The sequence below is a fragment of the Citreicella sp. C3M06 genome (assembly GCF_018860705.1).
Lineage (GTDB): Bacteria > Pseudomonadota > Alphaproteobacteria > Rhodobacterales > Rhodobacteraceae > Salipiger.
The window spans coordinates 25,235-38,721 of record NZ_JAHKQA010000009.1 but is presented as its reverse complement, the minus strand read 5'-3'; the positions used below and the strand labels follow the sequence as shown (position 1 = coordinate 38,721).

General features: G+C 63.1%; 14 protein-coding genes and 1 pseudogene. 2 read left to right on the top strand and 13 right to left on the bottom strand.

Annotation, left to right across the window (positions count from 1 at the left end):
* Window positions 1–499: pseudogene (locus tag KO516_RS03250) on the top strand (IS5 family transposase); the annotation flags it as partial.
* 264 nt (window positions 500–763) lie between these two features.
* Here KO516_RS03250 and KO516_RS03245 read toward each other — a convergent pair.
* The 10 genes from KO516_RS03245 to trxB form a co-directional block, all read right to left on the bottom strand.
* Window positions 764–1,180: a RidA family protein gene (locus KO516_RS03245; protein WP_216002375.1), complete on the bottom strand. Its 417-nt coding sequence runs from the start codon at window positions 1,178–1,180 to the stop codon at window positions 764–766.
* Window positions 1,181–1,195: 15 nt separating this feature from the next.
* The gene (locus KO516_RS03240; protein WP_216002374.1) at window positions 1,196–2,485 is read right to left on the bottom strand and encodes an NAD(P)/FAD-dependent oxidoreductase; all 1,290 of its coding nucleotides are present in this window, start codon (window positions 2,483–2,485) and stop codon (window positions 1,196–1,198) included.
* A 163-nt stretch (window positions 2,486–2,648) separates the two neighbouring features.
* On the bottom strand, window positions 2,649–3,167 hold the full coding sequence (locus KO516_RS03235; protein ID WP_216002373.1) for a flavin reductase: 519 nt from the start codon (window positions 3,165–3,167) through the stop codon (window positions 2,649–2,651).
* 87 nt (window positions 3,168–3,254) lie between these two features.
* The gene (locus KO516_RS03230; RefSeq protein WP_216002372.1) at window positions 3,255–3,992 is read right to left on the bottom strand and encodes a class II aldolase/adducin family protein; all 738 of its coding nucleotides are present in this window, start codon (window positions 3,990–3,992) and stop codon (window positions 3,255–3,257) included.
* On the bottom strand, window positions 3,977–4,324 hold the full coding sequence (locus KO516_RS24010; RefSeq protein ID WP_252737369.1) for a hypothetical protein: 348 nt from the start codon (window positions 4,322–4,324) through the stop codon (window positions 3,977–3,979). The genes KO516_RS03230 and KO516_RS24010 overlap by 16 nt, the downstream gene beginning before the upstream one ends.
* The gene (locus KO516_RS03220; protein ID WP_216002371.1) at window positions 4,317–5,669 is read right to left on the bottom strand and encodes an LLM class flavin-dependent oxidoreductase; all 1,353 of its coding nucleotides are present in this window, start codon (window positions 5,667–5,669) and stop codon (window positions 4,317–4,319) included. The genes KO516_RS24010 and KO516_RS03220 overlap by 8 nt, the downstream gene beginning before the upstream one ends.
* 84 nt (window positions 5,670–5,753) lie before the next feature.
* Complete coding sequence (locus KO516_RS03215; RefSeq protein ID WP_216002370.1) at window positions 5,754–5,981, bottom strand: hypothetical protein; 228 nt, start codon at window positions 5,979–5,981, stop codon at window positions 5,754–5,756.
* A 925-nt stretch (window positions 5,982–6,906) separates the two neighbouring features.
* On the bottom strand, window positions 6,907–7,587 hold the full coding sequence (locus KO516_RS03210) for a VPLPA-CTERM sorting domain-containing protein (RefSeq protein WP_252737368.1): 681 nt from the start codon (window positions 7,585–7,587) through the stop codon (window positions 6,907–6,909).
* Window positions 7,588–7,763: 176 nt separating this feature from the next.
* The gene (locus KO516_RS03205; RefSeq protein WP_216002369.1) at window positions 7,764–9,482 is read right to left on the bottom strand and encodes a bifunctional sulfate adenylyltransferase/adenylylsulfate kinase; all 1,719 of its coding nucleotides are present in this window, start codon (window positions 9,480–9,482) and stop codon (window positions 7,764–7,766) included.
* A gap of 233 nt (window positions 9,483–9,715) precedes the next feature.
* A complete protein-coding gene (gene trxB / locus KO516_RS03200) occupies window positions 9,716–10,720 on the bottom strand; it encodes a thioredoxin-disulfide reductase (protein ID WP_216002368.1) in 1,005 nt (334 codons plus the stop codon).
* Between the two features lie 201 nt (window positions 10,721–10,921).
* On the opposite strand from trxB, the gene KO516_RS03195 reads away from it, so the two are divergent.
* Window positions 10,922–11,422: an Lrp/AsnC family transcriptional regulator gene (locus tag KO516_RS03195; protein ID WP_216002367.1), complete on the top strand. Its 501-nt coding sequence runs from the start codon at window positions 10,922–10,924 to the stop codon at window positions 11,420–11,422.
* Here KO516_RS03195 and KO516_RS03190 read toward each other — a convergent pair whose 3' ends face one another.
* The 3 genes from KO516_RS03190 to pgeF form a co-directional block, all read right to left on the bottom strand.
* Window positions 11,423–12,103, bottom strand: a complete 681-nt coding sequence (locus KO516_RS03190; RefSeq protein WP_216002366.1) for a Hint domain-containing protein — start codon at window positions 12,101–12,103, stop codon at window positions 11,423–11,425.
* A 344-nt stretch (window positions 12,104–12,447) separates the two neighbouring features.
* Window positions 12,448–12,609 carry a hypothetical protein gene (locus tag KO516_RS03185; protein WP_216002365.1) on the bottom strand — a complete coding sequence of 54 codons (162 nt, stop codon included), beginning with the start codon at window positions 12,607–12,609 and terminating at the stop codon, window positions 12,448–12,450.
* Window positions 12,610–12,730: 121 nt separating this feature from the next.
* Entirely contained in the window at window positions 12,731–13,486 is a 756-nt protein-coding gene (pgeF, locus tag KO516_RS03180; protein WP_216002364.1) for a peptidoglycan editing factor PgeF, read from the bottom strand.
* Window position 13,487: the final 1 nt, after the last annotated feature.

Below are 13,487 nucleotides of genomic sequence, written 5' to 3'. Positions count from 1 at the left end.
GTGGAAAGGTTGGAGCGGGAAAGGCGTCTTCGCCCCGATGATGGCCAGGCTGGCCTCGGCCGTCTGATTGGTCGAACCAAAGGCGGCATGAATAGCAACTGCACGCCATCTGCGACAGTCAGGGACGAGCGATCGACTTGTTCAGCACCGTCGGACAGGTCAGCGATGACATCGGCGCGCGCGCATTGCTCAGCGGCCTACCAAACGTCAAATGGCTGCTTTGGGATCGTGGCTACGACTCTGACCGGCTCAGAGAAGCGTTGCAGGACAAGGGGATACGCGCCTGTATCCCTGGCCGGAAGAAACGCAAGACACCGGTCAAGTACCCCTCTCGGGACATTGCTTTGCAATGCCCTGCCGGGCAAGGGACAAGCGACGCATCGAAATCATGTTCAGCAGGCTCAAGGACTGGAGGCGTGTGGCCACCCGCTACGACCGTTGCCGCAAGGTCTTCCTTTCCACCATCGCGCTCGCGACTCTCTTCATCTTTTGGGGATGAATCCTGACCGAAAGGAAATTGGCCAAGCTCGCTGAGGTGAGTACCCCTGCGGTGTTGATTGGCCGAAAAGCCCGATCATTTGGGCGCCAGGATTGCAGCCCCCTATATCCCTAGAATCATCATCCCGAAGAGCAGATCGCCAGTGCGTTTTCAACGGCACCGGCTCAAAGCAGACATGGCAGGGCCATGCGCCCGCAGCTTCGAATGATCACCATCGATCACCCGCAGACGCCCGCCCGTCGAGGCGGACGCCTGTCGTGCGGGTCAGTCCGGGATCACCGCCGTGCCGTCGATCTCGACCAGCCAGTCGGGGCGGGCTAGCGCGCTGACCACGAGGCCGGTCGACACCGGATACACGCCCTTGATGTATTCGCCCATGGTCCGGTAGACCGCCTCGCGGTGGCGCACGTCGGTGATGTAGACGACGACCTTGACCAGATGCTCCATCTCGCCGCCCGCCTCTTCGATGAGCTGCTTGATGTTCTGCATGACCTTGTGGGTCTGTTCGACCGGATCATGGCTTTCGATGTTCTTGGCATCGTCAAGGTTCTGCGGGCATTGCCCGCGCAGATACACCGTCTTGCCTCCCTGCGTGACCACGGCCTGACACAGGTCGTTGTCGAGGTTCTGCTCGGGGTAGGTTTCCTTGGTGTTGAACGTGCGGATCCGCGTATGTGCCACGGGGTGGTCTCCTGTTTAGCCTTGCGCCGCGGCGGGGGCCGCCTGCGCGTTGGCGTCGTCATGATAGGTGAAATAGGCGTGCCGGATGGCGATCTGGTCGGCCACGTGTTTGGCGTCGTGCCAGACACCCCAGATGAAGGACGAGCCGCGCCGCGATTGCCACGGCAGGCCAAGGAAGTAGATCCCCGGCTCTTCGGACACGCCGCGCCGGTGGATCGGGCGGCCCTGCGCGTCAAAGGTCGGCGCTTCGATCCAGCTATAATCCTGCACGAAGCCGGTGGCCCAGAGGATCGTGCCGATGCCCTCGGCGGCAAGGTCGAGCTCGGTGATCGGGTGGGTCATGCACTCGGGATCGGGGCGGATCACCCGCGCCTCGGGCTCTTCGGGCAGGTCGAGCCCGTTGCGCGCCACATAGGCGTCGGCGGCGTCGAGCAGCGCAAGGTAGTTGTCGTCTCCGCCCTTGACCATCTGCGCGATATTGCCAAGGAAGCTGACCTTGCCCGAGGCATAGCCTTCGGTGCGGCCCAGCAGGGTGATGCCTTCGCTAGCGAGGCGGCGAAAATCGATGGTCTCGCCGCCGCGCGCTCCGCTGACGGCGATGGTCACATGCTCGGCACCCGCAGGCGGGGTCGCCAGATCCCACAGCCCGAGCACCCCGAGCCACCAGACGAAATCCCGCCCTCGGTAGGCCCGCGGCGGCCGATCATGCGGCCCCACCGACAGGAACACCTTGCGCCCGGCGCGGTTCAGCTCGTCGGCGATCTGCACGCCAGACGAGCCGGCGCCAACCACCAGCACCGCGCCCTCGGGCAGCTGCGCGGGGTTCTTGTAGCCCGACGAGTGCATCTGCATCACCGGCGCTGCGTCGTCGATCACCGCCGGGATCACCGGCTTTTGAAACGGGCCGGTGGCGGCCACCACGTTCAGTGCCTCGTAATCGCCATGCGAGGTTTCCACGAGAAAGCCACGCTGCGAGGGCAGTTTCGAGACCCGCTTGACCTCGACCCCGCAGCGCACCGGCGCGTCGATCTTGCGGGCGTAATCGACGAAGTAATCGGCGACGGCATCCTTGGGGACAAAATCATCCGGCCCGCCGGGAAATTCCAGCCCCGGAAAGCGGTCGTGCCAGGCCGGGCCGTTCGCCACCAGCGAATCCCAGCGCTCGGAGCGCCAGCGCTCGGCGATGCGGGCGCGTTCCAGCACCAGATGCGAAATCCCCGCGCGGCCCAGATGTTCGGACATGGCAACGCCCGCCTGCCCGGCTCCGACGACGATGGTATCTATGGTATCTATGGTCTGCGGCATGTCTCGTGGTCCTTCCTGCGGTGGCGCATGGCCCTGTCATACCCGGATCGTTACTTTTGGAAAATTAATATGTATTGCAGCACTGCATAGGTTGAACCAAAGCCGCGCCCCGGGCAAAAACCACCGACGCCCCCACCCGGCCCGCTTCGGACCGGTCGCAGGCTCAGCCGTCGAGCTCGTGGAACTTGCGCGCGAAATAGGCCAGCGCAGAGCCACCCTCGGATTGGGTGACTTCGATCACCTCGCAGAAAATCACCTCATGCGTGCCGACGACGGCGCGCTGCGACACCTTGCAATCAAAGCTGACCACCGCATCCCTCAGCACCGGGGCACCGCTTGCGCCGGTGCCGAACTCGGCCGAAGCAAACCGATCCGCCATCGGCTTCTTGCCGCCGAAGATCATCGCCAGCTCCTGATGCTCCGGGCCGAGCGTGTTCACGCAGATCGCGTCATTGGCCAGAAACGACGGCGCTGCCGAGGACGAGCGGTTGACGCAGACCAGCAGCGTCGGCGGCGTATCGGTGACCGAACACACCGCCGAGGCGGTCAGCCCCGCCTTCCCCGCCGGGCCATCGGTTGTCACGATATTCACCGCGCCGGCAAGGCGGGCCATGCCATCGCGAAACATCGTTTGCGTCAGGGCAACGGGGTCGGAAATCTGGGTCGGGGCGGTCTTTGTCATGGGTCTTTCTTTCGGCGAGAGGAGCTGTCCCCATGCCATATAGCGCGGTTGGCGGCAGGGCACGCGAACATGCCCTGCCATCAGACATCAATCCTTGTAATCCGGGCATTCCGCATCAAGAATAAGCTTCATCTCTTCGAAATGCGCGATGCAGAAGTCGCCGATCATCTCCCAGTCCTGCGCGGTCTGTTCGGCGTCGGCCTCGGACAGCGTCAGCAGCGGGCGGCCGGTGGACATCGCCGCAATGACGGTCTGCGCGGCGCGATCGAAGGTGTAGATGTCGTCCCATGCCTCGCCCATGGTGGGGGCGGTGATCATCACGCCGTGATTGCCCATCAGCAGCCGCGACTTGTTGCCCATCAGACCCGCCAGCCGTGCACCTTCAGCATCGGAATTGGCCATGCCGCCATAGCCCAGATCGACCGCCAGACGATTGTGATAGCGCGCCGAGTTCTGGTCGATGGCCGGCATCCCCGGCGGGTCGATTGAAGCCAGCGCCGTGGTCATGATCGGATGCAGATGCATGACGACACGGGCGGCGGGGCAGAGCTTGTGCACCTGTCCATGGATCTTCATCGCCGTGGTGTCGACGTTGTCATGCACCGTGCCGTCGTTGAGATCGACCAGCACCATATCAGACGCCTTGACCCGGCCCCAGTGCATCCACTTGGGGTTGATCAGGAAACGCATCCCGTCGGCGCTGAGCGCGATGGAATAATGGTTGGCGACGGCTTCATTCATCCCGGCCCGCGCGGTCATGCGCAGGGCGGCGGCAAGGTCGATCCGGGCCTGTGTCTCGTCGATGATGTCTACGCGTGCGTCCATCTGATGTATCCATTCTTGCCGCCGCGACGGATCTGCGCCAGCTCCATCGCGCCAAAAAAGATCAGCACGATCAGCAGCACGACAACAGAGGCCGCGGCGAGTATCGGGTTTGTTTGCAGGTTTATGCTGTCCCACATCCGTCTGGGAAGCGTTGTTTTCAGCCCGCCGCCCAGCAATAGGGCAACGACGCCTTGCAGGGCTCCGCTGCGCCCGGACCGGATCAGCGCCCGGCTCCGCAGCACCAGCAGCCTCCCCGGCGCGGCGCAGCACACCGGGTTCAGCGGCAGCCGCGCCCGTGGCACCGCCATGGCCGAGGCCGCAAGATCAGCCATTCACCGCCGCCTTCTGCGCCATGACATGACGGTTTTCAGGGCGCGGCAGGCCCAGATGCTCGCGCAAGGTGCTGCCGGTGTATTCCTCGCGGAAGATGCCGCGCTGTTGCAGGATCGGCACAACCTTTTCGACGAAATCGGTGAGGGTCGAGGGGATCACCGGGAAGGTGATCATGAAACCGTCGCAGGCCTCGCGGTCGAGCCATTCCTGCATCAGGTCGGCGATTTCCTCGGGCGAGCCGAACAGCGTGACCTTGGCGCGGGTGTATTGCTGGCAGATCTCGCGCAGAGTCAGGCCACGGCGGATCATCCCCGCCACTTCGTCGAAATACGAGCGGTGATAATTCGACTCCGCCGGGATGCGATCAACCGGCACCGGCTCGTCAAGCGGCAGGTCCGACAGGTCGGTTTCGATGTCCTGCTTGATGCGCAGCAGGCCGACATCCGGGTGGATCAGCGCCTGCCATTTGTCGAACCGGGCCTTGGCCTCTTCGGCGCTTTCGCCCACCACGATGGTCGCCCCGGCCATGACCTTGAGGTGATCTGGGTTGCGGCCATATTTCGGCATCCGCGATTTCTGATCGGCGTAAAAGGCGATGGCCTCGTCGATATTGGTGGCCACGCCGAACACCGCCTCGGCGGTCTGCGCGGCGAATTCCTTGCCCGCCTCGGACCCGCCCGCCTCAAGGATCACCGGGTAGCCCTGCGGCGGGCGCGCGATGTTCAGCGCACCGTTGACCCTGAAGAATTCCCCCTCGTGATCGACCAGATGCATCTTGGCCGGATCGAAATTGAGCTGCTTTTCCTTGTCATAGATAAAGGCATCGTCTTCCCATGTGTCCCAGAGCGCGGTGACCACCTCGTAGAATTCCTTGGCCTTGGCATAACGCTTGGCGTGCGGCGGCAGGCGGTCTGCGCCAAAGTTGCGGGCAGCGAAATCATTGGCCGAGGTCACGACGTTCCAGCCTGCGCGCCCACCCGAGATATGATCGAGCGAGGCAAAAAGCCGGGCAAGATTGTAAGGCTCGTAAAAGCTGGTCGAGGCGGTGGCGGCCAGCCCGATCTTCGACGTGGCCCCGGCAAGCGCCGTCAGCAGGGTGATCGGCTCGAGCTGGTTCATGTACATCGGCGAGCGCGCCCAAGTCTCGATGTCGCCAGTGCGGCAGGCCGGCGTATCGGCGATGAAGTAGAAATCGAATTTCCCACGCTCGCAGATCTGCGCGATGGTCTTGAAATATTCGATATCGGTGGGCGAACCGGGGTCGGCCTCGTCGGTCAGCCAGGCAGCGGCGTGCTGGCCGTAGGCTTCGATCAGGGTTGCGATGGCGAGCTGTTTCTTGGTCATCTTCTGCTCTTTCAAGGACATAAAGGACACAGGGGACCGGGCGCGGCGAAAGAGATCATCGCCGCGCCCGCAGGGCTGCGGGCCTTAACCCGTCAACAGCCATTGGTTGAAACGCCCGACGAGCGGATCATGATTGTCGCCCCGGTCGTCGCCGTCCATCGGGGTCAGGCCCTTGATGGTCGCGGGGACGGGCGGTAGCAGCTGTGCACGCTCGGCAGAGATGAATTCATAGGCGTTATTGGCCGGCGGGCAGTTGGCGGCGGCCACACCGCCCCGATAGATGGCACGACGCGAGGCGGCGACAGTCGTCATAAAGGCATCACTCCATGCTGGATCGGATCAGGGCCGGTCTTGAATTCGCCGCACACAAGCGAGCGCGGATCGGTCTGCCCTTGCCACCCTCATGGACCCCGACACGCTGTTACGCAGAGCTGCACAAAACCAGATCCGTCAGCGTGTCAAAGAAGACCCCGCGCCGCCCGGTTGCCGGGCCTTGCGGGAAAGGCGGCAAGACGATCGAGGCGCCCTGCCGGATCAGACAAGCACCGCCGCACTGCGGCGTAAAATATCAAAAACAGCAGCAGTGGTTAGGCCTAGCCTATGCTTGCCCAGCAGATGACTTAGGGCCGAGCTATGCCTTGCGGCAGGACTTCTGGTTTTACGTCTCAGGACATCTGGCCTGCGAGGACGCGTCTGCACCGCCAAGGCGGTTTTTCCCACAGCCGCAGCGATCCTGCCGCACAGGAGCGGCGGCACAGACGCGGCAACGTTTCCAACGCGATGTTGGGGCACCTGCGCCTCGCTGCGTAAAGTTGTCGGCGCTTGATGCCACGCTGTGCGAAGAGATGTAGCTGGAGATCAAGCGTCGCCGCAGCGACACTAGCACCACCATCATCCTCGCCTCCCAGATAGAGGAGCTGGCCCCGCCTGAACGCATCGCCCAGCTTGGTGCCCCACTCGAGATGTACAGCGCGCCGCACTCGGCCTTCGCGGCGGATTTCATCGGGATTTCAGCTATCTACAACGGCGCGAAGACTGCAAAGCGCTGACAGGCACCGTTGCCGACACGAACCACGCCGGATCGGTAACCGGCTTCTGGTGACGACGGCCAGGAAAGGCATCATCTTGCGCCAGACAGGCTGGCACGACGCTGCCGATCAGCAGCGCCCGGCGCCTCGGCCGGGATATACCCCGCGCGCAATTCCTTTCGCACGAGGTTTAAGCTGCCCCTGCCGGATCAGGCAGCCTTGCGGCGCAGCGCACCAAGCCCGGCCAGCCCAAGGCCAAGCATCCAGACACCGGCCGGCAACGGCACTGGCGAGACCGGCGACACCTCGAAGCTGGTCAGGTTGCCATAGGCCGCCGGACTGTAACCCGACGTGGTCCCACCAAAGCTGTAAAGCCGCATGTACTCGCCGTCGGTGTCGCCCCCTTGGTTGTAGCTCAGATTTGTCGACAGGCGCGGCCCCGACAGGTGCTGAATGTCGACCAGAAGATCGCCCAGAGACGCATCATAGGCAAAGCTGCCGTTGAAGGTGATGGCACTGCCCCCGGCGAGACTGCCATTCAGCGTGATCACATCGAAGATTGTCGCATCGCTGCCGGCGTTCGAGGCAAAGGTGCTGCTCATACTGCCTAGCGAGGTAGCCGCCGTGGACAGGCTCAACTGGTAGATGCTGTTGGCGAATGCACTGGTCGGGGAATTATCCGCGACGAAAAAGCTTAGCGACGTGATGTCATTCACGCCGGAAAACAGCGCAGAGCTGTACATCTGCTGATAGCGGGTGACGCAGCCAAAAGTGCAATCAGCGCTATTCGCGGTGCCGTTGCCATCGGCGATCACGGTGGCGGCCTGGGCCGAGGACACCGTGGCGATCGCAAGACCGACGCAAGTGGCGAGTGTTCCGAATTTTTGCAAGTGGCCGCTCCATGAAATGCTGTCAGACGATCGCACGCATGGAATGATTAAATGGTTAACTCATTGCATGAAATTTTGGCAAAATAGCGCGGTTACCCCTGAACGGCAGGCCAATGCAAAAAGGCCCCGCGCAGAACGCTGCGCGGGGCCTTTCGGTTGCCAGAGATCTGCACCGCTTAATGCGCGGCGATCAGACCCATGCTTTCCAGCTTCAGGATCACCTGATGCGCGCAGTTGTCGACATCGACATTCTCGGTCTCGACCGACAATTCGGGGTTTTGCGGCACGTCATAGGGATCGGAGATCCCGGTGAATTCCTTGATCTTGCCCTCACGCGCCAGCTTATACAGGCCCTTGCGGTCCCGGCGCTCGCATTCCTCGATGCTGGTGGCAACGTGGATTTCGATGAAGGCGCCGAACTGTTCGACATCCTCGCGCACCGCGCGGCGGGTCGCCGCATAGGGCGCGATCGGCGCACAGATCGCGATGCCGCCGTTCTTGGTGATTTCCGACGCGACATAGCCGATGCGGCGGATGTTCAGGTCACGGTGCTCTTTGGAAAAGCCCAGCTCCGACGACAGGTTCTTACGCACGATGTCGCCATCGAGCAGCGTCACCGGACGCCCACCCATTTCCATCAGCTTGGTCATCAGCGCGTTGGCGATGGTCGATTTGCCCGACCCCGAGAACCCGGTGAAGAACACGGTGAAGCCCTGCTTGGAGCGCGGCGGCTTGGTGCGGCGCAGTTCCTTGACCACCTCGGGGAACGAGAACCATTCGGGGATCTCGAGACCCTCTTGCAGGCGGCGACGCAGTTCGGTGCCCGAAATGTTCAGGATCGTGACGTTTTCCTTGTCGGCGATCTCGTCATTGGGTTCGTACTGGGCGCGTTCCTGCACATAGACCATGTGTTTGAACGGCACCATTTCGATGCCCATCTCGGCCTCGTGCTCCTTGAACAGCTCTTGCGCGTCATAGGGGCCGTAGAAGTCTTCGCCCTGGCTGTTCTTGCCGGGGCCGGCATGGTCGCGGCCGACGATGAAATGGGTCACGCCGTGGTTCTTGCGGATCAGGCCGTGCCAGACCGCCTCGCGCGGGCCGGCCATGCGCATGGCAAGCGGCAGCAGCGACATCGCGGTGGTCGAGGCCGGGTATTTGTCGAGCACCGCCTCGTAGCAGCGCACGCGGGTGAAGTGATCGACATCGCCGGGCTTGGTCATGCCGACAACCGGGTGGATCAGCAGGTTGGCTTCGGATTCACGCGCGGCGCGGAAGGTCAGCTCCTGATGGGCGCGGTGCAGCGGGTTGCGGGTCTGGAAGGCGACAACCTTGCGCCAGCCGAGCTTGCGGAAATAGGCGCGCAGTTCGTTGGGCGTGTCACGACGGGCGCGGAAATCGTAATGCACCGGCTGCTGGATGCCGGTGATCGGGCCGCCAAGGTAGACCTTGCCCGCGGTGTTGTGCAGGTAGTTGACCGCCGGATGCGCGTCATCATCGGCGCCAAAGACCTTTTCGGCCTCGCGCGCCTTGTTCGGCACCCACTTGTCGGTGACGGTCATGGTGCCAAGGATCACGCCTTCCTGATCGCGCAGCGCGATGTCCTGATCGATCTCGATGCTGTCGGCGAATTTCTCCGACACGTCCAGCGTGATCGGCATCGGCCAGAGCGTGCCGTCTGCCAAGCGCATGTTCTCGACGACACCGTCGTAATCCGCTTCGGACAGGAACCCCTTGAGTGGGTAGAAGCCGCCGTTCATCAGCAGCTCGAGATCGCAGATCTGGCGCGGGGTCAGATCGAGAGAGACGAGCTCCGCCGCCTCGACCTTCAGTTTCTGGGCGCTATCATAGGAAACGTATAGCTCGGGGATCGGAGCCAGATTGGCGGACATGGTCATGAACAGATCTCTCGTCAAGGAAGTCGAAATGCGGTGCCGCGGACGGTATAAATTGGCTTTAGCCACGCAAGCAGGTTGATTTCAACCCGCTTGCGCAAGAATGGAACGATGGTCCCGGATATGCAGCAAACTCTCGCCATCTGGACCGGGTCTTGAAGATTATTTAGATGAATAATCTTCGGCGGTGCGAAAGTCTCCTAGAATTTTCGCAGGAAAACTCCAGAAGACCGGGATCAATGCGTTGCGTCAACGGGGGCGCCGTAGCCCAGAGGCTCGGATTCGTCCTTGCCCGAATCCAGCCCCTGCTCGGCCAGCCAGCGTTCCGCATCGAGCGCCGCCATGCAGCCCATGCCTGCCGAGGTGACTGCCTGACGATAGACGTGGTCGGTCAGATCGCCCGCGGCGAACACCCCGGGAACCGAGGTTTCGGTGCTTCCGGGCCGGACCTTCACATAGCCGCCCATATGGGTTTCCAGCTGATCCTTCACCAGCTCGCTCGCAGGCGCATGGCCGATGGCGATGAACACGCCCTTGCAGGGAATCTCGGCGATCTCGCCGCTGCGCACATCTATGGCACGCACCGCGGTGACGCCCTTGGGGTTGTCCTCGCCCACGACCTCTTCGAGCTGGTGATGCCAAAGCGTCTTGATCTTTGGGTGCTTGAACAGGCGATCCTGAAGGATTTTCTCGGCGCGCAGCTCGTCGCGGCGGTGGATCAGCGTCACCTTGCTGGCGAAATTGGTCAGGAACAGCGCCTCTTCGACAGCGGTATTGCCGCCGCCGACCACCACGATTTCCTGACCGCGATAAAAGAAGCCATCGCAGGTCGCGCAGGCCGACACGCCAAAGCCTTTGTAGGCCTCTTCCGACGCCAGCCCCAGCCATTTCGCCCGCGCGCCGGTGGCAAGGATCACCGCGTCGGCGGTATAGGTCGCGCCGCTGTCGCCCTTGGCCACGAAGGGGCGCACCGAACAGTCAAGCGAGGTGATGATGTCCGAGATGATCTCGGTGCCCATCGCCTTGGCGTGAGCTTCCATGGTGACCATCAGTTCGGGGCCCTGAACTTCGGTGTGACCGGGCCAGTTCTCGACCTCGGTCGTGGTGGTCAGCTGGCCACCGGGCTCTAGCCCCTGCACCAGAATCGGCGAGAGCATGGCGCGCGCGGCATAGATGCCAGCGGTATAGCCCGCCGGGCCGGAGCCGATGATCAGGGCCTTGGTGTGGCGTGTGTCGGACATGGAGGAGCCTCGCAGCAGGTTTCGGTCTGGAATCTTTATCAGTCGCACTGCATATAAAGATGCGAACGGCGCGCGCAAACCCCGGGCGGAAAAGCTCGTCTGCGCGCGACATATCGTTAACAATCTTTCGTCAGAGCGAAACTTTATTGCGCCGCCGGCCGGCGATGCTATAACAATCGCGAAATACCAAAAGGACTCGCCATGCCCGGCAACCGGCTCGATCCGATCGACCGCAAGATTCTGGCCGAACTTCAGGCGGACGGCCGCATGACCAACGTCGAGCTGGCCAAGCGCGTCGGAATCAGTGCGCCGCCCTGTCTGCGCCGGGTCCGCACCCTTGAGGAACAGGGGTTCATCCGCGGCTACCACGCCGATGTCGACCCCCGCGAGCTGGGTTTCGAGGTGCAGGTGTTTGTCAGCGTCGGGCTGCAAAGTCAGGCCGAAGCCGATCTGCGCGTATTCGAAGACCGCTGCCGCGCCTGGCCGCTGGTGCGCGAATGCCACATGCTGAACGGCGAGGTGGATTTCATCCTCAAATGCGTGGCGCCTGACCTGTCGACCTTCCAGTCCTTCCTGACCGGCCAGCTGCTGACCGCCGACAACGTCGGATCGGTCAAGACGTCGCTGGTGATCCGCGGCGCCAAGGACGAGCCGGGCGTGCCTTTTGATGTGCTCGAGGAACGGCTCAGCCGCTCCGCCTGATCACGACGCGATCAGCGCGTCGATCGCGGCGCGTGTCGTGCGGGTCATGCTCAGATCGCCGAAGTCCTGCATCACGCCGATGTTGGGGAACATGCCCAGAAACAGCCCGCGCAGCGCGTCGGGCAGCGGCTTGGCGATGGCTTTGCCGGGGTGGTAGCTTTCCATCTCGATGCCGCCGACCCGCAGCGTGCCGTGTCGCGGCACCATCAGGTGATACATCTGCACCGCTCCTGCCGGGGTGATCTGCACGATACGCTCGCCATCGGCGAATTCCAACACCGGCACCAGCACCCTGTCCTGCCCGATCAGGGCGCGCAGCCGGTCGCGGCGCAGCACCATCCGCGCGGCGGGGCCGACCAGCACGTCGCTCATCGGGCGGCTGGGGCCGAAGGCATCAGCGGTGATCCGGGCCAGCCGGGCCAGCGTCGACACGTCGTCGTCGATTCCCGGCACATAGGTGGTCGAACCGATCCACAGCACCGGCTGCGTGCCTTCGCTGGTCTGAAGGTAATCGCCGGGCAGCAGGTCTTCGATGGCGACAGGGCCGCGCACGGTCGGCAGCAGCGTGCCACGGGCAAAGGCGGTGGTTGCGTCTTCGAACAGCGCCAGTGCCGGGGCGACATGCGCTTTATGAACGATGGACAGATCGGGCAGCAGCGCGGTGGCCTCATACTTGCGCATGAGAGTGGAGGCGCGCCGAGGCTGCTCATCCCGCAGGGAAACGGTCGCGCGCCGTGAAACCACATTGCCCCGGGGCCGGTTCAAAGGATGGAGACTGGACATGTGACACCTCATACAGGTCGGTCACATCCGAAGCTGGCCCCCACCAACAACGACAGAAGGACATTCGCGATTACGTTGTACACGATAAGGCCGCAATGCGCAGGCCCTGTCAAAATCGAACCGGATCTGATCGATTTCAGGCAATCAATCCGGTTCGTCAAACTCGATTGTCGGATTTTTCCGGACGATCCGGCCACATTTTGTCGATGCCCGGCGAATCGCGGGCAAGGGACAGCGCGCTCTCAGGCGCTCTTGCGCGGCGCGGCGGCGGGTTTGCCGCGCAGCGCGGCCTTGGCATGGCGGGCCTGACGTGCCGAGGGCAACCGGATACCAGAGGTCGTCGCGGTGACGAAGGCAGAGGCCACAAAGCGACTGGGTTTTCTGGCTTTGGCGGGGTCGGTCATGTGAACGCATCCTTGCTTGTCGGGCGACGCCCGGGGCTGTCTGGTTCACATTGTTCGAAAAATGGGGCGAATTCCTGACGAAGCCGCGACAATTCAGCGGAATCCGGCGATTTGTTTCCGCCTACAGCCGGATGACCGACATCAGCCGCCCATAATCGGCTTCCTTGTCGTGGCAGGACCGGCGATAGGAGAAGAACCGCGCCGGATCGGAATAGGTGCAATGACGTGTCCATTCCGCCGCAATGCCGGCATCGCGCAGCCGGTACAGCCCAAAGCCCGGAAGATCGAACAGCATCCGATCGCCCAGCCCCGCCGCAAAGAACCGCGCATAGGACGGATCTTCGGCGAGAAACTGTTCAAAGAACTCCGGGCCGACCTCGTAGGCGCGCTGGCTGATCGCCGGGCCGATCACCGCGCGGATGCCCTGCCGCGTGGCACCAAGCGCCAGCATGGCGTCGACGGTGGCCTCGAGCACGCCGCCAAGCGCGCCTTTCCAGCCCGCATGTGCCGCGCCGACCACCCCGGCCGCCGCATCTGCGAACAGCACCGGCTGACAATCGGCGGTCAGCACGCCAAGCGCCACGCCCGGCGTTGCGCTGACCAGCCCGTCGGCCTCGGGCACCTGCCTGTCAAGCGGGCCACTGACGGTGACCACCTCGGCGGAATGGGTCTGGTGCAGGTTGACCAGATGCGTCAGCGGCACCTGCATCGCATCGGCGACGCGGCTTCGGTTGATGGCGACGATCTCGGATTGGTCCGACGAGCCATTGCCGCAGTTGAGCCCCGAGAACACGCCCGACGACGCTCCGCCCTTGCGGGTGAAGAAGCCGTGGCGAAACGGGGCCAGGCTGTCGGACGTGATGATTTCCAGTGTCATG